Source organism: Bifidobacterium tibiigranuli, assembly GCF_022655035.1.
Taxonomy (GTDB): Bacteria; Actinomycetota; Actinomycetes; order Actinomycetales; family Bifidobacteriaceae; genus Bifidobacterium; species Bifidobacterium tibiigranuli_A.
Window position 1 is genome coordinate 50,726 of sequence record NZ_JALCUA010000002.1, and the last position, 25,173, is coordinate 75,898.

A 25,173-nucleotide genomic window follows, 5' to 3' on the forward strand; every position below is an offset into this window, starting at 1 on the left:
AAAAGTCTCTAGTCAATTACGCGACGTACCCTAAACCATGAGAGAGTGATAGTTATGGAACAACTTGTGCAGAGACGCATCGGCTCAACAACAACGGCTGCTGTACTTGTTTTTGGACTCATGGCACCTGCCGTTTCACCTATATGGAGTGATTGGTCACTAAACGGCGGACTGCCATTTGCACAGCAGAGCACCGCGTATTTTGACAGTTTTTTTGCGGAACCGGGCAGTTCGACTGTTACTGCTGCCCTTCCAGGCATACCGACATTGAGACAAGTGACAGCTCAACTTGTTGATTCTCGCAGTCGTTCGTCGGACTCAGCCGATGAGGACGATTCGCCGAATACCGGTGCCTTGATTCGCGAAGTGCAGGAACGTTCGGGGCTTACAGGTCAGCAGTTAGCTAAGGTGCTGGGCGTTTCCCGCCGCACGCTGTATCTATGGGCGAACGGAGGAACGATGAGTGCGGCGCATAGCGAGTCGCTTGCTAAATTCGATGCTCTTGTTCGTGAATATGATGCCGAAGATCCATCCGCCACGAGATTGGCCCTGCTGAGGTCAGATGTCGATGGTTTGAGTGCATTCGATCGCTTCCGTGTTGAGCGCGATGCCGCTTCTCCTGAAATTACCGATTTCCTGTTGTCCGCATCCAAGCTTCTCGCTCCCAATATCCCTGACGCACAAACGGTATAGCTTCGAAAGACGATGATATGACAAGCCCCTACTCCATGCCGCTGCGACAAGGTGATGTGCTCGCGACACTGAACCAGATTCCTGAATTTACAGGAATCGACAGGATGGTTGAGTGGCAGACTGCTCCTCTGGGCCTCGTCGTAGTTTCGCAAACATGTGATGCGATACGTGACTCGTGCATTCAAGTTGCACCAATCGTTGAACTCGAAGGAGATTTGGCGCGGCAGGCACAGGTCGGACGGCGACCACGGTACGCCCCTCTTGCCGAGAATAGTGAAAACTCGAAGTTCGCTGACCTTAGCCATATCATGACCATTAATCGTGGCCAAGTAGTGACGGCAGAAGACGGTACTCCTTCTCCGGAGGGGCTTGTTAGTGTTGCCGCGGAAAAGCTTTTCCGCAATTTTGTAGGACGTCGCTTCGCAAGGTTCCCTTTTCCCGATGAGGTAACGGACTGGTGCAGGCCGTTGACCGACAAAGTTGCGCCAAAAGCTAGACACGCGGATACCAAACCTGAAGGTGCTCGGCTTGATGAGATTAAAGAGATACGGGTTGCCGCGTCTAGCGGATGGTCGCAACCACCATTTCATTTGCAGCTCGATTTCCTTGTTGAGCCGGGCATCCTTCCGGAGCCGGATCGAGATCTCGCAAATGCTGAGCGGGAAAGGCTGCTGAGCATGCCAGCTTCCTCTCTTGCTGCTGAGATTGATGCGTTGAGGCATAACGCTGACGAAGGCGCAGCTACAATGCGGGCGTTCGCGTGGAACCAACTTATTACTTGCTGGGTGGAGAGTTGCAATGGCAAGTACAGCCAAGAGCGGAACAATGGAGTTCAAGTTCATGGGGACGGTCGGCTGTGGGATCTAGATGACTACCCATATTCACAAGCATTGCGTTCGGAACGCCTCGACTTGGATTATCTGAGTCGTTCCGGCGAATAGCGCGACTTGGGTTTGCACTCTATCACCTCGGGTATTTGCGAGGCTGTAAATTGTAACGGTTTGGACCTTCTGTGTTGGTTTATGCGCAGCGTTGCGGATACGTTGGGGTAACAGCAAATCATGCAGCAAGCAATTCCCGCACTGACCTTGCTATCATGCGGGGAATGTGATGGTTGACTGGCTTGAAATGACGCAATTCCCGCGCAGGGCCTGAGCAGTCTCAAGGGGCATCGCAGCACCTCCGATGGGCTGTTTTCCTGCTTGCTGATGCTGCGGTGCTCCCGCGATGCCCAGTGCCCAGCGCGATTCAGCTATGGTCTTTCTGTCGCTGTCGGCTCCGCTGCCGACGCCACTGGACGATTACCGAGGCCAGTGACGCTATATTCGCAGCAAGCAGAGCAAAGCCGAAGCTGTTGGAAAATGCGCCATGGCCCATATATCCGAGCCAGAGTGCGGTGACATAGACAATGTCGACCAGCACGATGGCACCATACAGCCACACACGGCTCAGCTCTTTATGCGGGGAGCGCGGGAAGCGCTGCGCATATACCTCGGCAGGGCCGAATTCCTCCACCAGTTTTGATTCCGATTGCGCCGCATATTGTCGGGCGTCAGTGCAGATCTGCCTGACACGCCGTGTGGATATGTCGCCGCGCGACTGCAACGCTCCGGCAAGGTCTGAAAGCCACGCTTCATCATCGGCAAACAGGTCGTCGGCCGACAGGCCGGAAAGCTCAGGCTCCGGCGGCCATAGCCTTCCGGTAATCCACGTCACGAGGGCATACACCGCCGCCGCAGGCAGCATGATGAGCCACATTGCCACCCGTGCCATCGGAATTTGCTGAATAAGCCACGCATATCCCGCAGTCGCACAAGTGCCGATTACAACAAGAACGGCGCATGACAGCACTGCCGCCGGCATAGGTCTGGTCTGAATGACACGCTGATATATGCCCATGCATCCAACGATTATCCAGGATATCAGCAGCGGCATGGCAGCGATGGCTACAGGCAGCCTGTCACTCCCTTCGATGCAGAACATCACGGATAACACGCTTGCCGAGGCAAAGCCCACGAGGACTAAATCACGTACTGGGAGCACTTGCGTTTGGAAGGCGTCAATCCCCATTTCCCGCCATTGCCGAACCTGTTCATCCGCCCATTCCTGCGGTTCCCCGAATAATTCGGCTATCGCTTCGTCGGATTCAGCCAGAGTCTCCGGAACGCCATCGAAAGCGAGGCGCGCATGATGAACGTCAACATGGTCATCGATGAAAGCGAGAACGGCTCTGGCAAACCATTTCGTATCTTCCGCACGCCCTCGTACGGCAGCGAACCGCTCTTCCACATCATTCAATGGTTGATTGCCAGCCATGATGCCTCGTCCTTCCCCGCAGTATCCACGGCTTCCTCCGCACCGGGACCAGCGTGCAGCGCCGCAGCTAGTGCGCTCCACTGCTTCCGTTCGTCACGCAGGCGACTTTGCCCTGCATCCGTGAGCGCATATACCTTTCGGCCCGGTCCGGAGCTGGCTTCCTCCCATTGGGAGGTGAGCCAGCCGCCTTCGGTCAACTCATCGAGGATCGGATACAGCGAGCCTCCTTTGGGCCTTCCGAAACCGTTGGCTTCCAACGCCAACACGATGCCATAGCCGTGCAGGGGCTCGTGCTCCACGGTTTGCAGAATCGCAGTGCGCATTGCTGCGCGAATCCATAATGCGGGCCAGCGGGCGGCGTCAGCAGTGTGACGAGCCGACTTATTAGTTTCGAACATATATCTAAGTATATCATATATCTAGATAGTTAAATTGTATATGGCAGCAAATTACCGCGTCATTGGTACTAGGGGATTAGGTTTTATATGATAAGTCCGGCAGAGAACATTCAGCACAACTTTTGGAGAAGGAAGACAGCAGTCATGGAAGCAACGCACAAGGGCACCCGCAACGTCATCGTCGTCAATGGACCGAATCTGGGGCGCTTGGGCGTGCGCGAGCCCGACGTCTATGGCAGTGACGACCTGGCCGCGCTGACCAGGCTGTGCGAAGGCTGGGGCAGCGAGCTCGGCCTGCATGTCGAAGTGCGCCAGAGCGACGACGAAGCCGAGATGATCGGCTGGATGCATCGCGCCGTCGACGAGCAGACACCGGTGGTGATGAACCCGGCGGCCTTCACTCATTACAGCTATGGCCTGTCCGACGCCGCCCACATGGTTACGGACGCGGGATTGCCGCTTATGGAGGTCCACATCTCCAATCCCTCGGCGCGTGATTCCTTCCGCAAGTACAGCGTGATTTCACCGGTGGCCACCGGCACCATCACCGGCATGGGCTTCTACGGCTACCGGCTGGCCCTGGAGGCGGTTGCCCACCTCCTTGGTGCGTAACGGAGCCTTTGGCTCCGTTCTTCGCAGCCTTAACGGCTGCTCACCTCACCTACAGACAGTCCACTGGACTGTCTGCTTAACGGTTCAGCGCACAAGTCATATGCGAATGATAGATTGAAGTTCCATGGTTAGAAGACAACATGGCAATTCGCAAGAGCACGTCACCAAGCATATTTTCGTCACAGGCGGCGTTGTCTCGTCCCTTGGCAAGGGGCTGACCGCCTCATCGCTGGGCAGGCTGCTGCGCAGCCGCGGCATCCGGGTGCTGCAGCAGAAGCTCGATCCCTACATCAACGTGGATCCGGGCACAATGAACCCGTTCCAGCACGGCGAGGTCTACGTGACTGAGGACGGCGCGGAAACCGATCTCGACATCGGCCACTACGAGCGCTTCCTCGACGTGTTCCTGTCGCAGAAGGCCAATGTGACCACCGGGCAGATCTACCAGTCGGTGATCGACAAGGAGCGCGCGGGGGAGTACCTCGGCCAGTGCGTGCAGGTCATCCCGCACATCACCAATGAGATCAAAAGCCGCATGCGTGCGCAGGCCTCTGATGATGTCGACGTGATCATCACCGAAATCGGCGGTACGGTCGGCGACATCGAATCGCAGCCCTTCATGGAGGCGGCCCGCGAGGTGCGCCGCGATCTGGGCAGCGATAACTGCATGTTCGTCCACGTCTCGCTGGTGCCGTACATCGCCGCCGCGCACGAGCTGAAAACCAAGCCGACCCAGCATTCCGTCATGGCGCTGCGTCAGCTCGGCATCGTCCCCGACGCGCTCGTGCTGCGTTCGGACCGCCCGCTCAACCAGTCCATCAAGGACAAGATCTCGCTCATGTGCGACGTGGACCCGCAGGGCGTGGTCAACTGCGTCGACGCGCCGAGCATCTACGATGTGCCCAAGATTCTTTTCGACGAAGGGCTCGACGCCTACGTCGTACGCGAGCTTGAGCTGCCATTCCATGATGTGGACTGGGCCGAATGGGAGAACCTGCTCGACCGCGTGCACCACCCCAAGCATGAGGTCAACATCGCCATCGTCGGCAAGTACATCGATCTGCCTGACGCCTACCTCTCCGTCACCGAGGCCATCAAGGCCGGCGGCTTCGCCAATTACGCGAAGGCGAACGTCAAGTGGGTGGCCGCTGATCTGTGCGAGACCACCGAAGGCGCGCGCGAACAGCTCGCTGACGTTGACGGCATCGTGATTCCCGGCGGCTTCGGCATCCGCGGCATCGAAGGCAAGATCGGCGCGCTCAAATACGTGCGCGAGAACAAGATGCCCGCCCTCGGCCTGTGCCTCGGCTTGCAGTCGATGGTCATCGAATACTCGAGGCATGTGCTGGGGCTTGAGGACGCGAACTCCTCGGAGTTCGAAAGCGACTGCGAGAATCCGGTGATCGCCACGATGGAGGAGCAGAAGGACATCGTCGCGGGCAACGGCGATATGGGCCACACCATGCGCCTAGGCTCCTACCCAGCCGAACTCGAAGAAGGCTCGCTGGTTTCGCAGCTGTACGGCACCACGCACGTGACCGAACGCCACCGCCACCGCTACGAGGTGAATGTGGCCTACAAGGACCGCTTGCGCGAGGCCGGCCTCAACATCAGCGGCCAGAGCCCGGACGGCGAACTCACCGAATTCGTGGAGCTGCCGCAGGATGTGCATCCGTTCTACGTCGGCACCCAGGCCCACCCCGAGTTCAAGTCCCGCCCCACCAAGCCGCATCCGCTCTTCGCTGGACTGGTCAAGGCCGCGCTCGACCACCAGACCGCGCGCTGAGAAGCAGACTACTGGCATGAAAAGGCCGCTGACCATTCGTCAGCGGCCTTTTCATGCCAGTAAGCCGAGGATAACGCTACAAAACGGATGCTAACGAGGCGCATTGCCGAAGAGAGGCGACAGTACCGGCCATAAGCGCAACGCACCCCGAACTGTGCGCAAAATCACGTCCTTGCTTGGCCGACAGGTGAACGCTCCCTAGTATTTCGGCCTGACTTCTGTTAGGTTTACCTCTGGTACTTTCCCAAGGAATGGAGGCCGCGTACGGTGGTTGAGAAACAAACACCCAACGCCGCGTCTGACATGGAGATGAGCCAATATGTGGCTGATCGAGAACGTGTCAACGAGGAGAAAATCAAACAGGACGAAGAGATCCTTGATCAATTCGGCGAGTACGGCTACGGCTGGCATGATTCGGATGCCGCCGGCGAAGCCGCGCAGAAGGGCATCGACGAGAGTGTGGTCCGCGCCATATCGGCCGATAAGGGCGAGCCGGAATGGATGCTCGACTATCGCCTGAAAGGCTATCAGGCGTTTCTCGACAAGCCCATGCCCGACTGGGGCGTGGATCTGTCGGAGTTCCATGCCGAGAACTTCAAGTATTACGTGAAGCCGCTCGACAAACAGGCCAAGAGCTGGGAGGACCTGCCCGACGACATCCGCAACACCTACGACAGGCTCGGCATCCCCGAGGCGGAGAAGAAGCGCTTGGTGTCCGGCGTCGCGGCGCAGTACGAGTCCGAGGTCATCTACAACTCGATACGCGAGGACCTCAAGGAGCAGGGCGTCATCTTCGTCGACACCGATACCGCGGTGCGCGATTACCCCGAGCTGGTCAAGAAGTACTTCACGACCGTGATTCCGGCCGACGACAACAAGTTCGCCGCGCTCAACACAGCCGCATGGTCGGGCGGTTCCTTCGTGTACGTGCCCAAGGGCGTCCACGTCGACATCCCGCTGCAGGCCTACTTCCGCATCAACACGCCGAACATGGGCCAGTTCGAGCGCACGCTGATCATCGCCGACGAAGGTGCCTACGTGCATTATGTCGAAGGCTGCACCGCGCCGATCTACGCCACCGACTCGCTGCACGCTGCCAACGTGGAGATTGTCGTGGAAAAGGGCGCACGCGTGCGCTACACGACCGTGCAGAACTGGTCGACGAACGTCTACAATCTCGTGACCCAGCGCGCCTATGTGCGCGAGGGCGGCACGATGGAGTGGATCGACGGCAACATCGGCTCCAAGGCCACGATGAAGTACCCCTCATGCATTCTCGCCGAGCCGTATGCCAAGGCGGAGACCATGTCGCTGGGTTTCGCGGGCGAAGGCCAATATCAGGACACCGGCGCGAAGATGATTCATCTGGCGCCGCACACCAGCTCGACCATCGTCTCCAAGTCGATCTCCCGCTCCGGCGGGCGCGCCGCCTACCGCGGTCTCGTCAAGATCATCAAGGGCGCTGAGGGCTCAAGCTCCTCCGTGGTATGCGATGCGCTGCTGGTCGATGAGATTTCGCGTTCCGATACCTACCCGCATGTGGATGTGCGCGAGGACGACGTGTCGATGGCCCACGAGGCCACCGTTTCCAAGGTCTCCGAGGACCAGCTCTTCTATCTCATGAGCCGTGGGCTCGAAGAGAAGGAGGCTATGGGCATGATCGTGCGCGGCTTCGTGGAGCCGATCAGCCGCGAGCTGCCGATGGAGTACGCGCTCGAACTCAACAGACTTGTGGAACTGCAGATGGAAGGATCGGTGGGCTGATGCCAGTCAAGGAAGTAAATATGCCAGTTGCGGATCCGAGCAATCCCTATGCCATGCCGGCAGCCATGCCGTCAAGTGCCGACAAGGAGCCTCGCTCCTTCGACCTCGACGTGTTCGCCATGCCGACGCGCAAGCAGGAGGACTGGCGCTTCACGCCGATCGACCGCATGAGCGAGTTCTTCAGCGTGTTCAAGCCCAGCGGCCACACGACAGTCGCCGTGTCGAATATCGATGGATCTGCGCTTGACGAATCGCATGTCACCGTGAGCACGGTGGCCTTGGGCGAAGGCCTTTCAGGCACGGTGCTCAAGCCCAGCGACCGCGCAGCCGTAGTCGAATGGAATGCAGGCACGAAGGCCGTTGTGGTGCGCCTTTCCGGCGAACTTGCACAGCCCGTGCTGGTCAAGGTGCAGGCTCACGACTTCGATATGGACGCCTTCCATCTGGTGATCGTCGCCGACGACAAGTCCCACGGCGATATCGTCGTGGAGCACGCCGGCCCTGCCAGACTCGCCGAAGGCATCGAACTGACCACCGGCAAGGATTCGCACATCTCCGCCACCTTCATCCAGGAATGGGAGAAGGGCTCGAAGCATGTCGGCAACCAGCGCATCCACGTCGGCGCAGGCGCTTCGCTGCGTCATTCCGTGGTGACGCTCGGCGGCGACGTCGTGCGTATCCGCATGGATCAGGACTTCGGTGGCGAAGAGGGCGACCTCAACATGCTCGGCATCTACTTCGTCGACCCCGGCGAGCACATCGAGCACCGCACGATGGTGGTGCACAACCACCCCGAATGCAAGTCGCGCGTAGTCTACAAGGGCGCGCTTGACGGCAAGGCCGCGCATTCGACATGGGTAGGCAACGCGCTGATCCTGCCGAGCGCGCCCGGCACCGACTCGTACGAGCTCAACCGCAATCTGGTGCTGACGCCCGGTGCCGTGGCCGATTCCGAGCCGAACTTGGAGATCGAAAACGGCAACATCATCGGCGCGGGCCATGCCAGCTCGGTCGGCCGCTTCGATGACGAGGAGCTGTTCTACTTGCAGTCGCGCGGCATCAGCGAAATCGAAGCCCGCAAACTGGTCGTGCGCGGCTTCTTCGGCGAGCTTGTCGAAGAGATCGGCGTGCCCGCGATATCCGACCATCTCATGACCGTGATCGACCGTCGCCTCTCCCGAGGAGAGAGCGGCGCCATGCAGGACGTATTAGAGGAGAAATAACAACCATGTCAACACTCGAAATCAAGGATCTCTACGCTTCCGTGGAAACCAAGGAAGGCCGCAAGCAGATCCTCAAAGGTGCAAGCCTGACCGTCAACTCCGGCGAAACCCATGCGATCATGGGCCCCAACGGCTCGGGCAAGTCGACGCTGGCCTACACGCTGGCCGGCCACCCCAAGTACATTGTCGACTCGGGCCAGGCGCTGCTCGACGGGCAGGACCTGCTCAAGATGACCGCCGACGAGCGCGCGCATGCCGGGCTGTTCCTGGCTATGCAGTACCCGGTCGAAGTACCCGGCGTGTCAATGACCAACTTCCTGCGCACCGCCAAGACGGAAATCGACGGCAAAGCCCCGGCGATTCGCTCGTGGACCAAGGATCTGAACGAATCCATGAAGCGGCTGCGCATGGACCCGAAGTTCGCCTCGCGTTCCGTGAACGAAGGCTTCTCCGGCGGCGAGAAGAAGCGCGCCGAAGTGCTGCAGCTCGAGCTTCTGAAGCCGAAGTTCGCGGTGCTTGACGAAACCGATTCCGGCCTCGACGTCGACGCACTGCGCATCGTGTCCGAAGGCGTCAACCGCGCCAAGGACAACACCGGCCTGGGCATCCTCATGGTGACCCACTACACGCGCATCCTGCGCTACATCAAGCCCGACATCGTGCACGTCTTCGCCAACGGCCGCTTCGTCAAGACCGGCGGGCCTGAGCTGGCGGATGAGCTTGAGGAATCTGGGTACGATCAGTATCTGCCGGAAGGATCGGATTCCGAGTCCGCCTTGGCTTAGTTTTCCGTGTCTTCGTGGATTGGGCGGATATATGTTGTTCTGGACATTCAAGGCCATTCGGCCGAGCTTACGCCAGAACAACACATATCCGCCCAATCCACTAGTGATAAAGATCTTCCGGACAGTTGTTTTTTGAGTGCTTGAGATGGTTTTGTGGCGCATCGAGCGCCACAAACCATAACGCTTCGCTTGAATAGTCTTGTGCTGGATGAAATAAGGTCTTTACATGCTGGTGCGAGGTGCTTAGGCTGGTAGCAGACGTTTCAGCGTGTGTGGTGATTATTTGTGGTTGAGTGTTCGGAATGGGAATATGTTGTTCGAGACCGTAAAGACTCGGCCTGAGCGGCCCGGAGCGTGTCACGAACAACATATTCCCATTCCGAACACGTCAGCTACTCGGGTATCAGACTAGTATGGGCGTGGTGAAGCAGAGGAGAAGATGATGGCGGACTTTGGGGTTATTCGCGGGGAGTTTCCGATTCTGGATCAGCGGGTGCATGGGCATCCGTTGGTGTATTTGGATTCGGCGGCTACAGCGCAGAAGCCGCAGATGGTGATTGACGCGGAGAGTGAGTTCTATCGCACGATCAATGCAGGCGTGCACCGCGGGGCGCATGAGCTTGCCGCGCTGAGCACCGAGGCGTTCGAGACGGCCCGCGCCAAGGTCGCCAAGCTGGTCGGTGCCGATAGCGAGGAAGGCCACGAGGAGATTGTGGTCACCGCTGGGGCCACCGCAGGGCTCAATCTGCTCGCCACGGCCTTCGGCAACGCGTCGCTGGGGCGTGGGGGAGAAGCCGCGCAGCGCTTCGCATTGAAGCCGGGCGATGAGATCGTAGTCTCCAAAGCCGAGCATCATTCGGTGCTGCTGCCCTTCCAAGAGCTTGCCGCGCGCACCGGGGCTACGCTGCGCTGGTTCGAGCTGAGCGAGGACGGGCGTATTCGCGCCGACACGGCCAATGAAGTGATCACGCCGCGCACGAAAGTCGTTGCCATCACGCATGTGTCGAATGTCACCGGCGCAGTGACCGAGCTGGCACCGATTGTCACGCGGGCGCATGAGGTCGGCGCGGTGTTCGTGTTGGATGCCTGCCAGTCCGTGCCGCATATGCCGATTGATTTTCATGCGCTCGATGTGGATTTCGCCGCGTGGAGCGCCCATAAAATGTATGGCCCGACCGGCGTCGGCTTCCTCTATGGCCGCCGCGAGCTGCTTGAAGCGCTGCCGCCGGCATCCTTCGGCGGATCGATGGTCGAACTGGCATGGATGGACCAGCCTGCGCAGTATATGGAGCCGCCAGCGCGTTTCGAGGCCGGTACGCAGCCGGTCGCACAGGTCGTCGCAGCCGGAGTGGCCGCCGACTGGATGCGCGAGATCGGCATGGAGAACATCGCAGCGCACGAGCATGCGATAGCCGGGGAACTGCTCAAGCTTGGCGATATCGACGGTATCCGCATCCTCGGACCGCGTGACAATCATGATCGCATCGGCACGGTGGCCTTCGATGTCGCTGGCGTGCATCCGCATGATGTCGGCCAGTTCATCGACGCGCAGGGCATCGCCATCCGCGTCGGCCACCACTGTGCGCAGCCCGTGCACCGACATTTCGGGCTGTATGCGTCCAACCGGGCCTCCACCGGTGTCTACACCAGCATTGAGGACGCGCAGGCGCTGCTTGAGGCAGTGAAGCATGTCCGCGAATTCTTTGAACGCTGAGCGGCTGCAAGAGTTACTACCAAAGGGTTACTACTATGAGTGATTTCGGTATGAGCGACGACGAGCTTGAGCAGATGTACCAGGAGGTCATCCTCGATGCCGCGCGCAATCCGCACGGCAAGGAAAGCTTCGCGCAAGACCTCTCCAGTGAGACTTCGCAAACCTCGTCAGCTGCGGGAGAAACTACGCTGCGGGCCAGACACGAATACTGCACGCCGGGCGAATCCCACCAGTTCAACCCGACCTGCGGCGACGAGGTCACCGTGCATGTCGAAGTCGGCGATGAAGATCCGCGCCGCATCGAGCGCTTGGTATGGGACGGTCAGGGCTGCTCCATCTCGCAGGCGAGCCTGTCGGTGATGACCGATCTGGTCAGCGGCAAGACGGTGGACGAAGCCATGCGGCTGTTCACGATCTTCCACACCCTCATGCAGTCGCGCGGAGCCGGGCTGGACAATGATGCGGATGACGAGGCGCTGGGCGATGCAGTGGTATTCCAGGGCGCGTCGAAATACCCCATGCGCATCAAATGCGCGCTGCTCGGCTGGGAAGGGCTTAAAGACTCCTTAGCTAAGGCGCTGGCAACGCAGTCGCAAGGACTGGAAGCCTGAATAAGCTATCAGATACGGCCCAGTAGCGGAATCGTATTGCAGTGCAGGCTGTTGTAGTGCAAAACTGTGACATAGGTATCAGTGATGCACAATCATACCGTGCAAAAGCGAACAAAGGACAAGACATGAGCGAGAACAACCTCGTCCCCGAACCGCAGTCGTCGATTTTCGACTCGATCAACCATGCCGTCGGCGACGAGAAAACCGCTCGGCAGGTGTTTGCCAACCCGCAACTGGCAGGGACTCTGACCGCTGAAAGCAACACGTCGGCAGGCGACCAGCATAAAGCCCATCATTATGATGGTGCGGATGGCTGCTGCGGCGGGAACGGCGAATGCGGCTGCGAACACGACAATGACGAGCAGGCTGACAGCATTCCGCTCACGGCGGTGGATGACATCGGCCGGGCGACGGCTGCCGACATCAAAGAGGCGCTGCATCAGGTCATCGACCCCGAACTAGGCATCGATGTCATCGACTTGGGACTGGTCTACGGCATCGAAGTCGATGAGCAGGGCCGTGCCATCATCCGCATGACGCTGACGACTCCGGCTTGCCCGCTCACGGACCTGATCGAAGACGAATGCGCCAGCACCTTGGCAGGTCTCGTGGAGGAGTTCCGCATCGACTGGACCTGGGATCCGCTGTGGACGATTGAGAAGATCACGCCCGAAGGCCGTGACCAGCTCGCCGCCATCGGCTTCAACTTCGCCAATATGCCGAAGTACTGATAGCGAGAAATAATAGTAATCTCGCTGGTTATGGTTGTGGGGCCTACGGATTGGTATCCGTAGGCCCCACAACCATAACCAGCTTGTATCAATGGGCGATTGACTAGCTTTCGACCACAGTGCCCTTGGGGACCACGGTGATGCCGTCGGGGGTCACCGTGAAGCCACGGGCCAAGTCACGCTCGGTATCAATGCCGACAGTGGCGTTCTCCATGAGCACGACGTTCTTGTCGAGAATCGCCTTGTAGACGCGCGCACGACGATTGATGGTCACGCTGTCGAACAGAATCGAATCGACGACCTGCGCCCACGAGTGGATGCGTACGCCGGGGGAGATCACCGAGTGATGTACTTCGCCGCCCGAGACGATGACGCCGTTGGAAACGATCGAATCGGTTGCGTGACCGAGGCGATCGCGGCCTGCGTGCACGAACTTGGCGGGCGGCAGATTGCCCGACATCGTGTAGATGGGCCAGTCCTGGTTGTACAGGTTGAACTCCGGCGTGTAGGCGATCAGATCCATGTGCGCGTCGTAGAACTGCTTGAGCGTACCCACATCGCGCCAGTAGGCGTGATCAGTTTCCGTGGCGCCCGGCACTTCGTTCGAATTGAAGTCGTAGACGCCGGCCTGGTTGCGCTCGGCGAAGAACGGAGCGATGTCGCCGCCCATGTCGTGCTTGGTGTTGTCGGCCTTCTCATCCAAGGCGAGGGCTTCGAACAGCGCATCGGTGTTCGCTACGTAGTTGCCCATCGACGCGAGAATCTGTTCGGGTGCATCCGGCAGGCCCGTCGTGGTCTTCGGCTTCTCCTGGAAGCTTTTGATCATATTGGGGTGATCGGGATCTACCTCGATGACGCCGAACTGGTCCGACTGGCTGATCGGCTGGCGGATGCCCGCCACCGTGAACTCAGCGCCGGATTCGATGTGCTGACGCACCATCTGCTCGAAGTCCATGCGGTAGACGTGATCGGCACCGACGATGACGACGATATCCGGCCGCTCATCCTCGATGATATTCACGGTCTGGTAGATGGCGTCGGCGGAGCCGAGATACCAATGCTTGCCGAGACGCTGCTGTGCAGGGACCGGGGACACGTACTCGTCCATCAGCGGCGAGAAACGCCAGACGCGCGAGATATGGCGGTCCAAGGAATGCGATTTGTACTGGGTGAGCACAACTGTTTTCGAATATCCGGAATTGACCAGATTGCTCAGTGGAAAATCAATGAGTCTAAAGACTCCGCCGAATGGCACAGCCGGCTTGGCACGATCACGGGTCAATGGCATAAGGCGCGTCCCCTCACCGCCTGCCAGAACTATCGATAGAATCTTTGGATTCTTCGCCATCTGAACTCCTCTCCTATGAGCGCCTCTACGGCACCGATGCTGACTTGGAAGGTCGCGTCTTCGCAAACCTAGGTCACGTTTATTATGTCACATATACCATGACATGCAAGGCAGCCCGGTGGGCGAGTCTCTTAATACGGTGAGCTGCGCGCATCGGCATGCAGCGTCATTCAGCTATTCCTGCGCGTTGAGCGTCCGGCGGGTCGCGTAGAAGGCGACGGCGCTGGAAGCAGCCACGTTCAGGCTGTCCACATCGTGGCTCATGGGGATTTTCACCGTCAGATCGGCGCTGGAAATCGTGCGATGCGAAAGCCCGTCGCCCTCGGTGCCGAAGATCAGCGCGAGCTTGTCAATATGATTGGTTTCCTGCGGCGAGGACTCCAAACGCCGGGTCAGTTCAGCCAAGCTGATCGAATCGTCCTCAAGCGCCATGGCGACCGTGGTGAAGCCGAGACCGCGCAGCTCGGCCATGCCTTGCACCGGCCAGTAATGCGCGTCATCGCCGCCGATGCGGGTCCATGGAATCTGGAAAACAGTGCCCATCGACACCCGTGCGGCGCGTCGGTACAGCGGATCGCCGCAGGAGGGCGTGACCAGCACGGCATCCACGTCGAGCGCGGCCGCCGAGCGCATCAGCGCGCCGACATTGGTGTGATCCACGATGTTCTCCATGACCGCGATACGGTGCGCATCCTGACAGATCTCCGTGACCGTCGGCAGCGGCCAGCGCCGCATCGCCGCAAGCGCTCCGCGGTGCAGGCGGTAGCCGGTCAGCCGTTTCAACTGGGCAGGCGAAGCGACGTATACGGGGATATCCGCACCCCAGCGCTGGTTGATCCGGGCGAAAGTATCAGCCATGCCATTGATCCACGGCTCCTCGACCAGCAGCGATATCGGCTCGCGGCCAGCGGCCAGCGCACGGTCGATGACCTTGGGAGATTCGGCGATGAACAGGCCTTTTGCCGGTTCCAGGCGATTGCGCAGCTGCAGCTCGGTGAGATTCGTATAGGCAGCGACCTGCTCGTCGTCGACCGAATCAATAACGATGAAGCGCATGGAAGTCTTTCCTTGTAGTATCAGGTCCGCAAGCAATGCCGCGCAGGACGTTAGGATACGCAAAAACCCTTGGTTTCCCAAGGGTTTCAGCTGCTATATTTGCGGTGTCCGGAACGGGACTTGAACCCGTACGCCTGTATAAATAGGCACTAGCACCTCAAGCTAGCGCGTCTACCATTCCGCCACCCGGACAGGTTGCTGTAGGCAACGTGTAGAACTATATCACCTTTTATCTATCTAACTACCGGTGTGTCGCGTAACCTTCTCTCGGCTGCCTGCTGTGTAGCCTTGGACCCATGACCGACCCCTTATTCATACTGGACACCACGCATGACGACACCCCGCTGAACAGCGACGAGCTGCACACCGGATGGAATCTCACGCTGCCCGACGCCGTGCGCAGGCATGCGACGCAGGCCATGAGGCTGGGCGATGGCGACGCGTTGCAGCTGAGCGACGGCAACGGGCTCCGTGTGCGCGCGACCTTGCTTGACGCGCGCCAAGGCGTTGCGCAAGTGGTCGAGGTAGGGCGCGAGCCGCGCCCGATGACCCGGCTGGCGCTGATTCAGGCGCTGGCGAAAACCGGCCATGACGAGCAGGCCATCGATATGGCCACGCAAATCGGCGTCGATGCGGTGATTCCGTGGCAGGCCGAGCGCTCCATCGCCAAATGGAAGGAAGGGCGCAGTGACAGGAAATGGCATCAGACCCTCGCCTCGGCCACGGAGCAGTCACGGCGGGCATGGATGCCCGAACTTGGCGAGTGCGTCACGAGCAAGCAGGTACTCGCCATATGCCGGCGAGCCAGCGTGCATGGCGACCTGGTCATCGTGCTTCATCAGGACGCGACGACGACATGGGGCGGCATAGAAGGCGATATCGCCGCGCTCTCTCAGCGTTGCCTTGACGATGGTCGGGAACGCACGATTTCGGTGGTCGTGGGGCCGGAAGGTGGCATCAGCGACCATGAGATAACGCAGTTTGCCGGGGCCGGAGCCCGCGTATGCGTGCTGGGATCGACCATCATGCGGGCCTCAAGCGCGGGACCGGTAGCGCTTTCGCTGCTCTCGCGGGCGCTGGGGCGGTTTGCATAGCGCGGTTCATAGCATGGTTGCAGAGCATACGGTCCGTTGCGCCTAAAGCAATCCGAATACCGCTCTGGCCGGGAATGGCCGAGAATTATCCGTGCGGCACAATAGCATGGAGCTGGGCGCATACGATACACGAACGCCTGAAAAGGAGCATGATGAGCGCATCTGACGATTGCCTGTTCTGCGCGATAGCCGCAGGACAGATTCCCAGTGAGACCGTATATGAGGACGAGACCACTTACGCGTTCAAGGACATCAATCCCAAAACCAAGGTCCATGTGCTGATCATCCCGCGCAAGCATTATGCCAATGTCGCCGAGCTGGCCGAGGACGACCCCACGCAATTGGCGCATATGGTCGCGGTGGCGCAGGGGATCGCCGACAAGGCCTTCCACGGCGAGTTCCGCTTGGAATTCAATACCGGCCGCGATGCCGGGCAATCCGTCTTCCACGTGCATGCGCATGTGCTCACCGGCGAAGTCCTGAGCGAGTAGGGGTTCCGTGGCCACAACGACACGCACCATCACGATTCCGCGCGAACTCGACCCCGTCGCCGTATTCGGACCAGTAGACGAAGTCATCCGAGAGGTCGAGAAAGCCTTTCCCGAGCTGACCTTCGTCGTGCGCGGCGACCGCGTCGCCATTCTTTCGCGCTCCAAGAACACTCAGAGCGATGCCGACAAGGCGCAGAACATCATCGAGACGATCATTCAGGCGGCCTATAGCGCGCCGCTGGACGCCGACTCGGTGCGGCGCATGCTCGAACGCGACGTGCTGCGCAACCATGTGCGCACCCGCGAGACGGTTTTCGCCTCCGACCCGTCGACTCGACACGGCGCTGGCAGCAGCGCACGTACGGCAGGCAGCGGCACCCATGCGGGAAGCAGAGGAGCGACCGCCGCTTCGCAACGACGCCATGAGGGCGATGCATCATCGACTGGCAGGCCTCGCGTCCCCGGCGTCATTACCTTCGCTTCCAACGTGCCCATCCGGCCCAAGACGCCAGGGCAGATTCACTATGTGAACGCCATCGAATCGCATGTCATCACCTTCGCGATCGGGCCTGCGGGCACCGGCAAGACCTATCTCGCCGTAGCCAAGGCCGTGCGCGCCTTTCAAGACAAGCGGATACGCCGCATTGTGCTGACGCGGCCTGCGGTCGAAGCGGGGGAGAGCCTGGGCTTCCTGCCCGGCACGCTCAACGAGAAGGTCGACCCGTATCTGCGCCCGCTCTACGATGCGCTGTCCGATATGCTCGGCGCCGAACAGCTCAAGCGCTATATGGACGACGGTACCATCGAGGTCGCCCCGCTGGCCTATATGCGCGGGCGGACGCTCAACGACGCCTTCGTGATCCTCGACGAGGCGCAGAATACGACCGAGCAGCAGATGAAGATGTTCCTCACACGCCTGGGCTTCAACACGACGATGGTGATCACCGGCGATATCACGCAGATCGACCTGACCGTGCCGCGCTCCGGGCTGGCGACAATCGAAGGCATCCTCGGCGGCCTCGATGACATCGCCTTCGTGCATCTCGATGCGCGCGACGTAGTGCGCCACGAGCTGGTGGGGCGCATCGTCGAAGCCTATGATCGCCACGCCAAGGTCGGCAAAGGCGGCAAGAGCGGTAGGAGCAGCAGTAGAGAGCGCAGCATGACTAAGCAGGACGTTGATGAGCATAGCGTTGACGAACCCAGCATTAAGGAGCAGCGATGAGCGTCGAAGTCACCAACGAAACCGTCTGGCAGCTCGATTCCAAGGTCTTCTCCGAACTGGGCCTGTGGGTCATGGACCAGATGCGCGTGAGCACGCAGTCCGACCTGACGATTCTTTTCGTGGATCCCGACCCGATTGCGCACCTGCACGAGCGCTGGATGAACCTTGAAGGGCCAACCGATGTGATGAGCTTCCCCATGGACGAGCTGCGCCCCGGCGACGGCAAAACCACTATGGAAGGGGTGCTTGGCGACATCGTGATCTGCCCGTGGGTGGCGGCGCAGCAGGCTGCGGCGGCCGGGCACAGCACCATGCAGGAGATGATGCTGCTCACCATTCACGGCACGCTGCATCTGCTGGGCTATGACCACGTCACCCCGGAGCAGGAGCGGCAGATGTTCGCGCTGCAGCGGCAATTGCTGCTGACCTTCATGGCCGTGCGCGAATCCTCGATAGGCTCTGCTCAGATTCCTGCAGGCGCGGGAGACGCATTGGCTGTATACGACGCCGAGCACGCCGCGCACGGCGTCGGCAAGTAGGGGAGTCGCGCTCATGTCTCTTCCTGATACGACCATGCTGCTGCTCGTCGCGGCGCTCGCCGTGGTCGCCCTGCTGCTGGTATGGCTTTCGCTGTCCATGGCCGCCGCCGAGGCCGCTGTAGGCCGTGTGACGCGCGCGAGCCTGAATAATCTGATCTTTGAAGTGCAGACCGACACGGAAACCAGCCGTTTTTCGCGCCTGAAGAAGATCGCGCGGATTCATACGGTCCAGCGGCTGATCGCCGACCGTTTCGCCACATCCGGATCGTGCGCTTTCTTCCGCATCGCCTGCAATGTGCTGGATGGCGTGCTGGTAAGCTGCATCGCCGCGCTGTTCGGCGCCGCGCTGTGGGAGCAGCTGCTCATCGGGCTTGTGTTCGCGCTGATTGTGGCCGTCATCTCGATTCTGGTGCGGCCGCGCTCGGCGGGAGCCTCCAAGCCGGTCGACATCCTGCTGGGGCGGGCCCGGCTGGTGTCCTTTGCCGTGGCGGTTACGCCTTTTGCGCACATCGGCGGTCGGCAGGTCTCCAAGCGCCGTGCGCGCGAGTCGGAGCTTTCCGACGACGAGGAGCTTGAGAAAATCCAGCTTGAGCAAGGCCGCGCGGCCATCGATCGGCTTGTGGAATCCAACGATTTCGACCCCGAAGTCTCCGAGATGCTGCGCAATGTGCTCACGCTTTCGGATACGCTCACGCGCGAGATCATGGTGCCGCGCACCGATATGATCTGCATCGAGCATGACGCCTCGCTTGAGGACCTGCTCAAGCTGTGCACCCGCTCCGGCTTCTCGCGCGTGCCGGTCATTGGCGAGGATGTGGATGATCTGGTGGGCATCGTCTACCTCAAGGACGCGGTGCGGGCCACGGCCTTCAACCCGGCCGCCGGCACGCGCAGCGTCGAGACGATATGCCGCCAGCCGATGCTCGTGCCCGAATCCAAGCCGGTTGACGACCTGTTCCACGAGATGCAGCGCACCCGCCAGCATGTGGCGATGGTGGTTGATGAATACGGCGGCATTGCAGGTTTGGTGACGATTGAGGACACGCTTGAGCAGATCGTGGGCGAGCTGGAAGACGAGCACGACCGCACCCAGCACAGCGAGCCGGAGCGGGTCGGGGAACGCACATGGCGCATGCCTGCGCGCACGCCGATAGCCGACTTGGAGGAGATTTTCGAGGTCGACATCGACGAGGACGACGTCGACACGGTCTACGGGCTGCTGACCAAACTGCTCGGCCGCGTGCCCATCGTGGGCAATAGCGCGGTGACTCGTGGGCTCAAGCTCACTGCCGTCGATTCCGCAGGGCGGCGCAAGAAGGTGTCCACGGTGCTGGTGGAGCCTGCCAGCGAAACGAACGGCGGACCGACTAGCCTGCGTGCGCAGGAAGAAGCCAAGACTTCGTCCTCCTCCGAGTCTTCGGATGCTTCGAGGCACGAGAACCAGGGCAGCGACGGCAGCCGCAGCAGCGACACACGCAACATCGGCAAACACGATAAATACAGTATTGATAAGCACAGCGTTGATAGGCACAGTGACGATGCGGCACAGTGACCGTCTTGCGCAGCAATCACAACAATCACAATAATCACGACATCACAGCAATCACAGCAAGGAAAAGCATGAACGAACACGACGAGACGGCAACACAGAGTGAGTCGGCAACGCATGATGAATCGACGGCCCCAAGCGAGCCAGTGAGCCATAGCGAGGCCTACCGGTCAGGATTTGTGGCGGTCGTGGGCCGTCCGAACGTCGGCAAGTCCACGCTGATCAATGCTCTGCTCGGCACGCAGATCGCCATCGCCTCATCGCGGCCCGAGACCACGCGAAAGGCCATCCGCGGCATCCTCACGACCCCGAACGCGCAGCTGGTGCTGGTCGACACGCCCGGCATCCATCGCCCGCGCACCCTGCTGGGCCAGCGCCTCAACGATGTAGTCGACGAGTCGCTGAGCGATGTGGACGAAATCGCCTTCCTGCTGCCCGCCGATCAGGAGATCGGCGCGGGGGACAAGCGGATTCTGAGCCGCCTGCGCAGCCAGTTCGCCGTCAAGCGCGACGACGGCACGTTCAAGTGGAAGGTGCCGCTTATCGCGATTGTCACGAAAATCGACATGCTGGGGCGTCAGCAGCTGGTCGCCAAGCTCATCGAGATTGACGAATTCGCCGATTTCACTGCGCTGGTTCCGGTCAGCGCGCTCGATCGCGACAATCTTGACGAGGTCAGAAGCGTGCTGATCGACCATATGGTTGAAGGCCCGCAGATGTACCCGGACGATCAGATCAGCGAGGAAAGCCCCAAGGACACCATCGCCGAACTGGTGCGCGGCGCCTTCCTGGAAGAGCTGGACGATGAGCTGCCGCATTCGCTGGCCGTCGTCGTGGATTCGATAGAATATCCCGACAGCCCGGACGCCAATCTTGGCGTGGCTGCCGATGGCAAGGCGCATGTCATCGTGTCGATCTATGTCGAACGCAATTCGCAGAAGCCCATCATCATCGGGCATAAGGCCGAGCATCTTGTGCAGGTGCGCAAGCGGCTGCGCACCCCGGTCAACCGCATCGTCGGCCAGAAATCGCGCCTCGATCTGCAGGTCAAGGTCGCCAAGGACTGGCAGTCCGACCCCAAGCAGCTCGAAAAGCTCGGATTCTAGCGTCTGCTGTTTACTGCTCCTACTGCTCTCAGTACTCTCACTACTCTCCCGGAGAAAGATTGGTGCGTCATGAATGGTCACGCGAAGCGTCCCTCAAGGCACTCAATCATACCGAGCATTGTCATCGCCGTGGTAATCGTGATGTCATTGGTGGCCGGTGGGCTGATTTACTGGTATAAATACCGGCCGGCCGATACCTCGCATATCACGTATACGTACTCGCATTCGGCGAAGTTCACCGATGCGCAGATGCGCGGCGCTACGCAGAAGACCACTGAGGTCTTCTCGAAATTCACCGGGTGCGTGATCAACACGATCAGCTACGACGAGCAGGAAGCCAATGATCTGCTGGCGTCGGAGATTCAGACGGAGAAGGAGTATCCGGGGTCCTCGTCAAGCCTGTATGAAGCGTATAAACAGCACGGTGCGAATCGCGTGTTCATCGACACCGTCGCCTTCACCTGCGACGATTCCGCTGACATATCGCTTGAACACGGGACGCAGGAGCGGATGACGGATATTCTGTATCTCGACGCCGATGGCAAGACCTGGCACGAAATCGAGTACGGCACGGCCTGAGCAGTGGAGTAGCTCAGCGGTAGAGAACTCAACGGCCGAATATCTGAGCGGTCGCTGAGGCAGCCGGAACCAGTCTTCCGGCTGACACAAGCAAAGCCTTACTTGCGCTTGGTGTACATCTGCGTGTTGAGCAGGGTGGCGTAGCGGCGGATGACCTTGGGGCGGATGACCTTCATCGAGGCGGTGAGCAGGCCGTTGTCCTGCGTGAACTCCTCAGGCAGGATGATGAATTTGCGCACGGATTCGGCGCGGGAGACGCCCTCGTTGGCCAAATCCACGAAGTTCTGGACCTCGGCGCGCACCGCGGCGTTCTCGGCGGCCTGTTCCAGAGTCATATCACGGTCGAGGCCCTTGGAGCCGAGCCACATGCGCAGCGAGTCCTCATCCATCGTGATCAGCGCGGAGATGAACGGGCGCTTGTCGCCGAGCACGAGGGCCTGGGAGACGAAGGAGCAGCGCTGAATGACCTCTTCGATGGGGCCGGGGGCCACGTTCTTGCCGCCGGCGGTGATGATGAGATCCTTCTTGCGCCCGGTGATGGTCAGGAAGCCATCGTCGCTCAGGTGGCCCAGATCGCCGGTGGCATACCATCCGTCGGGGGTGAAGGAGGTTTCGGTGGCTTCGTCGTTCTTGTGGTAGCGCTTGAAGACGCCCGTGCCACGCACCTGAATCTCGCCGTCGCGCGCGATGCGCACCGAGAAGCCAGGGAAGGGGATGCCAACCGAGCCTTCATGATAGGGCGTGCCGAGCGGATTGAACGAGCACGGCGCGGTGGTCTCGGTCAGGCCGTAGCCCTCGTACGCCGGCACGTTGGCACCACGGAAGAAGGCGAGCAGCTGCGGGTCGAGCGGCGCGCCGCCGGCGACGATCCACTTAGAACGCCCGCCGAGCACGTCGCGCAACGGACGGTACACGGTCGGGTCAAAGGCTGCACGGCGCATCTTGAGTCCTGTGCTGGCCTTGCCCTTGGCGCTGAGCTCCTTCATGTAGTTCTGCGCGGCGACCACGGCCGACGCGAACGCCATGCCCTTGAGTCCGGTTCCGGCTTTCTGCGAGGCGGCGTTGTAGACCTTCTCAAGCACGCGGGGCACCACGATCATGATTGAAGGCTTGGCTACCTGCAGATCGGTGATAAGCGTGGAAATGCCGCGTGCGATGTAGATGTGCATATCGCTGGCCGCGACGATGTAATTGATGGCGCGCGCGAAGGTATGCGCCTGCGGCAGGAACAGCAGCACAGTGTTGTTCGGGTCGGCAAGCAGCTCGGGCATGTAGCTGCACAGCGCCATTGCGGTCATGCAGTAGTGCTCATGCGTCATCTCCACGCCCTTCGGCGAGGCGGTGGAGCCAGAGGTGTAGACGACCGAGCACAGATCAGTTTTCTTGATCGAATCGATGCGCTCGTCCAGCGTCTCGTCGCTGACACCGGTGCCGTAGGCTTGCAGCTCGTCGAGCCCGCCCGTTTCGATGCAGATGATGTCCTCAAGCGTCGGGCAGTCCTCGATGGCACCGTCGGCCTTGTCGCGCATCTCCGTGGTTTCGACGATGAGCAGCCGCGCATCCGAATTGTTGACGATGTTGCGAATCTGCTCGGCCGAATCGGTGTCGTAGATCGTGGCCAGCACGCCGCCGCAGGCCAGCACCGCCGCGTCGGTCACATCCCATTCGTACGAGGTGCGGCACATGAAGGCGACGGCGTCGCCCTTGTTCAGACCGTAGTGCATAAGCCCCTTGGCTACTTCGCGCACCTGGGCGAGGAACTCGTTGGCGGTTTTGCTGATCCAGGCGTCGCCGGATTGGAAGGTGTAGAGCGGGTCATCGCCACGGCGTTCGGCGCGTTCGGCATACAGGTCGTAGACGGACATGCCCTCATCGATAGGGTCGATGCTGGCGGTGGTCGCGGTCAGCAACCCGGTGTGCGGGTCGATGAAGGTCGTGGTGGGGAAGCCGGTGCGCCATTCGTCGGCATGCGGCAAATCCCTGGCCTCGTTCTGCGCGGAGATGTCCTCGGGCCTGACGTAGTCGGGGATGTCAGGCGTGTCGTCGCTCGTAGGATGCGAGAAGCCGGGGCCGAGGCTGAGCGCCTTGCGGGTGAGTTTCAGGGCTTGTTGTTCGATCGAGTTGATAACAGACACGTAATGCTCCTTGGCCGTTGGCCTTCGTCGTCCTGCCATGCAGCGGTCCTTCGCCATGCGATTCTCATCGCCGATGGCATCCGCTGCTGAGGCTTTCTCCTTGTGATAGTAATCGCTTGTAGCCTGCCCGTCACCTTACGGTAGCGTAGGCGGCTCACGCGAATAGATAATGTCGGTGCGCTGATTGCGCCGACGAGTCTGTAGCAGCTATCACGTCTGCTGATCGCCTACTGATCGTCTATTGATCAAAGAGCGGCGACACGAATGCATTCACGCGCTTCCAGTACGTCACCGGATCGGTGCTGGCGCTCATGGCGTGCCCGGCCCCCGGAATCAGCAGGCGCTGCTTGCGCGGGCTGGCGCATGCCTGAAACACCTTGTCCAGCGAGGCAGGGGAGACGAAATCATCCGCGCCGCCGTGGATGAACAGCATCGGTATGCGCACGTTGCCCAGCTGATTCACGCAGGAGGCCTCGCGGAACCCATAGCCCGCCCGGTGCGCGGCAATCAGGCTCATGCCCTGCACGAGCAGGCCCGCCAGCCAGCGGGGGAGATGATAGAGCGCCCGCGCATTGAACATGAACTGGTCCCATACGCTCGTGAAGCCGCAGTCCGCAATTGCTGCCACCACATTGGATGGCAGGCTTTCCTCGCCGCAGGCCATCATCACCGTCGCGGCCCCCATCGAGACGCCATCGAGCAGCACCCGTGCCTGCGCATCCTGCGCCGCAATGAATCTGACCCATTGCAGCAGGTCGCGCCGTTCCAGCCACCCCATGCCGATGTACCGGCCTTCGCTCAGCTCACGGCAGCGGCTCGCCGGCGTGAGTACGGTGAAGCCCATCGTGGCGAAGCGATGCGCGTATTTCGCCATTTGTGCAGGCCCGCCCGAGAAGCCGTGGCAGCAGATGACATAGCAGTGCGGCTTGGGGCTGGCGCAGTCCGGGTCGAAGGACCATGCGTGCAGGCGCAGGCCATCTTCGTTCGTGATGCTCACCGAATGCTTGGCGTCATCGAACCACTTCTCGGCTTCGCGCTCTTCGGCGGCGTCGCGGTGCAGCGGTTCCGTATATACGCGACGACCACGGCGGTTGCGCTGGTCGCGAGGATTCTTGCGGCCTCGGCGGCTGGTGTCCTTGGACAGGGAGAGCAGCGAGAAGCGCGAATTGGTGTCCAAGGTGAATCTGAATTGGAAATCGGCGAGCGCATACAGCGCGGCACCGCCCAAGGCCATCGTCGCGCCCAGATAGGCCGGCAGATAGCGCATGGCTTTCGTATCGCGCTGCGATTGCCGCTGTTCGCGTGGCAAGTCCTGCCGCGTGCGTTGCGATGCCGCCGATGCCCCATGCGCCCGCTGTGTGCCTCGTGTATCCTGTGCGCCCATGTCGCCTCCTCGCAGATGCCGCCTGCCATTGCCT

23 protein-coding genes and 1 tRNA gene are annotated in these 25,173 nt (G+C 60.5%); 17 read left to right on the top strand and 7 right to left on the bottom strand.

All coding sequences use genetic code 11. The features are described from left to right. Positions 1-54 precede the first annotated feature (54 nt). Both LKK40_RS02835 and LKK40_RS02840 read left to right on the top strand, forming a co-directional pair. Positions 55-693, top strand: coding sequence for a helix-turn-helix transcriptional regulator (locus LKK40_RS02835; RefSeq protein ID WP_304309049.1), 639 nt, complete (start codon positions 55-57; stop codon positions 691-693). A gap of 17 nt (positions 694-710) precedes the next feature. Continuing rightward, entirely contained in the window at positions 711-1,634 is a 924-nt protein-coding gene (locus LKK40_RS02840; RefSeq protein WP_304309051.1) for a hypothetical protein, read from the top strand. 307 nt (positions 1,635-1,941) lie between these two features. On the opposite strand, the gene LKK40_RS02845 is transcribed toward LKK40_RS02840, so the two are convergent. Continuing rightward, positions 1,942-2,466, bottom strand: a complete 525-nt coding sequence (locus tag LKK40_RS02845; protein ID WP_304309053.1) for a hypothetical protein — start codon at positions 2,464-2,466, stop codon at positions 1,942-1,944. Positions 2,467-2,987: 521 nt separating this feature from the next. Continuing rightward, a complete protein-coding gene (locus tag LKK40_RS02850) occupies positions 2,988-3,407 on the bottom strand; it encodes a PadR family transcriptional regulator (RefSeq protein WP_304309054.1) in 420 nt (139 codons plus the stop codon). Between the two features lie 144 nt (positions 3,408-3,551). Here LKK40_RS02850 and LKK40_RS02855 point away from each other — a divergent pair, with 144 nt between their 5' ends. From LKK40_RS02855 to LKK40_RS02890, 8 genes are all read left to right on the top strand, one after another. Next, positions 3,552-4,019, top strand: a complete 468-nt coding sequence (locus LKK40_RS02855; RefSeq protein ID WP_273192788.1) for a type II 3-dehydroquinate dehydratase — start codon at positions 3,552-3,554, stop codon at positions 4,017-4,019. Positions 4,020-4,143: 124 nt separating this feature from the next. Beyond that, positions 4,144-5,805, top strand: coding sequence for a CTP synthase (locus LKK40_RS02860; protein WP_152579821.1), 1,662 nt, complete (start codon positions 4,144-4,146; stop codon positions 5,803-5,805). Between the two features lie 303 nt (positions 5,806-6,108). Beyond that, positions 6,109-7,569 carry a Fe-S cluster assembly protein SufB gene (gene sufB, locus LKK40_RS02865; protein WP_304309498.1) on the top strand — a complete coding sequence of 487 codons (1,461 nt, stop codon included), beginning with the start codon at positions 6,109-6,111 and terminating at the stop codon, positions 7,567-7,569. Further along, positions 7,569-8,792 carry a Fe-S cluster assembly protein SufD gene (sufD, locus tag LKK40_RS02870; RefSeq protein WP_304309058.1) on the top strand — a complete coding sequence of 408 codons (1,224 nt, stop codon included), beginning with the start codon at positions 7,569-7,571 and terminating at the stop codon, positions 8,790-8,792. Before sufB ends, sufD begins: the two co-directional genes overlap by 1 nt. Positions 8,793-8,797: 5 nt before the next feature. Beyond that, the gene (gene sufC / locus LKK40_RS02875; protein ID WP_304309060.1) at positions 8,798-9,577 is read left to right on the top strand and encodes a Fe-S cluster assembly ATPase SufC; all 780 of its coding nucleotides are present in this window, start codon (positions 8,798-8,800) and stop codon (positions 9,575-9,577) included. A 442-nt stretch (positions 9,578-10,019) separates the two neighbouring features. Further along, positions 10,020-11,291 (top strand): SufS family cysteine desulfurase, encoded by a 1,272-nt coding sequence (locus LKK40_RS02880; RefSeq protein WP_304309499.1) that lies wholly within the window; start codon positions 10,020-10,022, stop codon positions 11,289-11,291. A 35-nt stretch (positions 11,292-11,326) separates the two neighbouring features. Beyond that, on the top strand, positions 11,327-11,902 hold the full coding sequence (sufU, locus tag LKK40_RS02885) for a Fe-S cluster assembly sulfur transfer protein SufU (RefSeq protein ID WP_304309062.1): 576 nt from the start codon (positions 11,327-11,329) through the stop codon (positions 11,900-11,902). Between the two features lie 125 nt (positions 11,903-12,027). Continuing rightward, positions 12,028-12,633 (top strand): metal-sulfur cluster assembly factor, encoded by a 606-nt coding sequence (locus tag LKK40_RS02890; protein WP_304309064.1) that lies wholly within the window; start codon positions 12,028-12,030, stop codon positions 12,631-12,633. 103 nt (positions 12,634-12,736) lie between these two features. On the opposite strand, the gene glgC is transcribed toward LKK40_RS02890, so the two are convergent. The 3 genes from glgC to LKK40_RS02905 all read right to left on the bottom strand — a co-directional run bounded on the left by glgC (position 12,737) and on the right by LKK40_RS02905 (position 15,229). After that, positions 12,737-13,981 carry a glucose-1-phosphate adenylyltransferase gene (gene glgC, locus LKK40_RS02895; RefSeq protein WP_304309067.1) on the bottom strand — a complete coding sequence of 415 codons (1,245 nt, stop codon included), beginning with the start codon at positions 13,979-13,981 and terminating at the stop codon, positions 12,737-12,739. 174 nt (positions 13,982-14,155) lie between these two features. Beyond that, positions 14,156-15,037 carry a TrmH family RNA methyltransferase gene (locus LKK40_RS02900; RefSeq protein ID WP_304309068.1) on the bottom strand — a complete coding sequence of 294 codons (882 nt, stop codon included), beginning with the start codon at positions 15,035-15,037 and terminating at the stop codon, positions 14,156-14,158. 105 nt (positions 15,038-15,142) lie between these two features. Continuing rightward, positions 15,143-15,229: transfer RNA gene (locus LKK40_RS02905), tRNA-Leu, on the bottom strand. A 104-nt stretch (positions 15,230-15,333) separates the two neighbouring features. Between LKK40_RS02905 and LKK40_RS02910 the strand changes: the two genes are divergently transcribed. The 7 genes from LKK40_RS02910 to LKK40_RS02940 all read left to right on the top strand — a co-directional run bounded on the left by LKK40_RS02910 (position 15,334) and on the right by LKK40_RS02940 (position 21,620). Continuing rightward, on the top strand, positions 15,334-16,131 hold the full coding sequence (locus LKK40_RS02910; protein ID WP_304309070.1) for a 16S rRNA (uracil(1498)-N(3))-methyltransferase: 798 nt from the start codon (positions 15,334-15,336) through the stop codon (positions 16,129-16,131). A gap of 152 nt (positions 16,132-16,283) precedes the next feature. Further along, positions 16,284-16,622, top strand: coding sequence for a histidine triad nucleotide-binding protein (locus LKK40_RS02915; protein ID WP_273328942.1), 339 nt, complete (start codon positions 16,284-16,286; stop codon positions 16,620-16,622). Positions 16,623-16,629: 7 nt separating this feature from the next. Beyond that, positions 16,630-17,847, top strand: coding sequence for a PhoH family protein (locus LKK40_RS02920; RefSeq protein ID WP_304309072.1), 1,218 nt, complete (start codon positions 16,630-16,632; stop codon positions 17,845-17,847). Beyond that, a complete protein-coding gene (ybeY, locus tag LKK40_RS02925) occupies positions 17,844-18,386 on the top strand; it encodes an rRNA maturation RNase YbeY (protein WP_304309074.1) in 543 nt (180 codons plus the stop codon). Before LKK40_RS02920 ends, ybeY begins: the two co-directional genes overlap by 4 nt. A 13-nt stretch (positions 18,387-18,399) precedes the next feature. Continuing rightward, positions 18,400-19,938, top strand: a complete 1,539-nt coding sequence (locus tag LKK40_RS02930) for a hemolysin family protein (protein ID WP_304309076.1) — start codon at positions 18,400-18,402, stop codon at positions 19,936-19,938. 68 nt (positions 19,939-20,006) lie between these two features. Then, positions 20,007-21,041, top strand: a complete 1,035-nt coding sequence (gene era, locus LKK40_RS02935; RefSeq protein WP_304309077.1) for a GTPase Era — start codon at positions 20,007-20,009, stop codon at positions 21,039-21,041. Positions 21,042-21,110: 69 nt separating this feature from the next. Next, positions 21,111-21,620, top strand: coding sequence for a hypothetical protein (locus LKK40_RS02940; protein WP_304309078.1), 510 nt, complete (start codon positions 21,111-21,113; stop codon positions 21,618-21,620). A gap of 98 nt (positions 21,621-21,718) precedes the next feature. Here the strand turns inward: LKK40_RS02940 and LKK40_RS02945 are convergent, their stop codons facing one another. After that, entirely contained in the window at positions 21,719-23,755 is a 2,037-nt protein-coding gene (locus LKK40_RS02945; protein WP_304309079.1) for an AMP-dependent synthetase/ligase, read from the bottom strand. Positions 23,756-23,993: 238 nt separating this feature from the next. Further along, on the bottom strand, positions 23,994-25,022 hold the full coding sequence (locus LKK40_RS02950; RefSeq protein WP_434735005.1) for an alpha/beta hydrolase: 1,029 nt from the start codon (positions 25,020-25,022) through the stop codon (positions 23,994-23,996). Between the last annotated feature and the right edge of the window lie 151 nt (positions 25,023-25,173).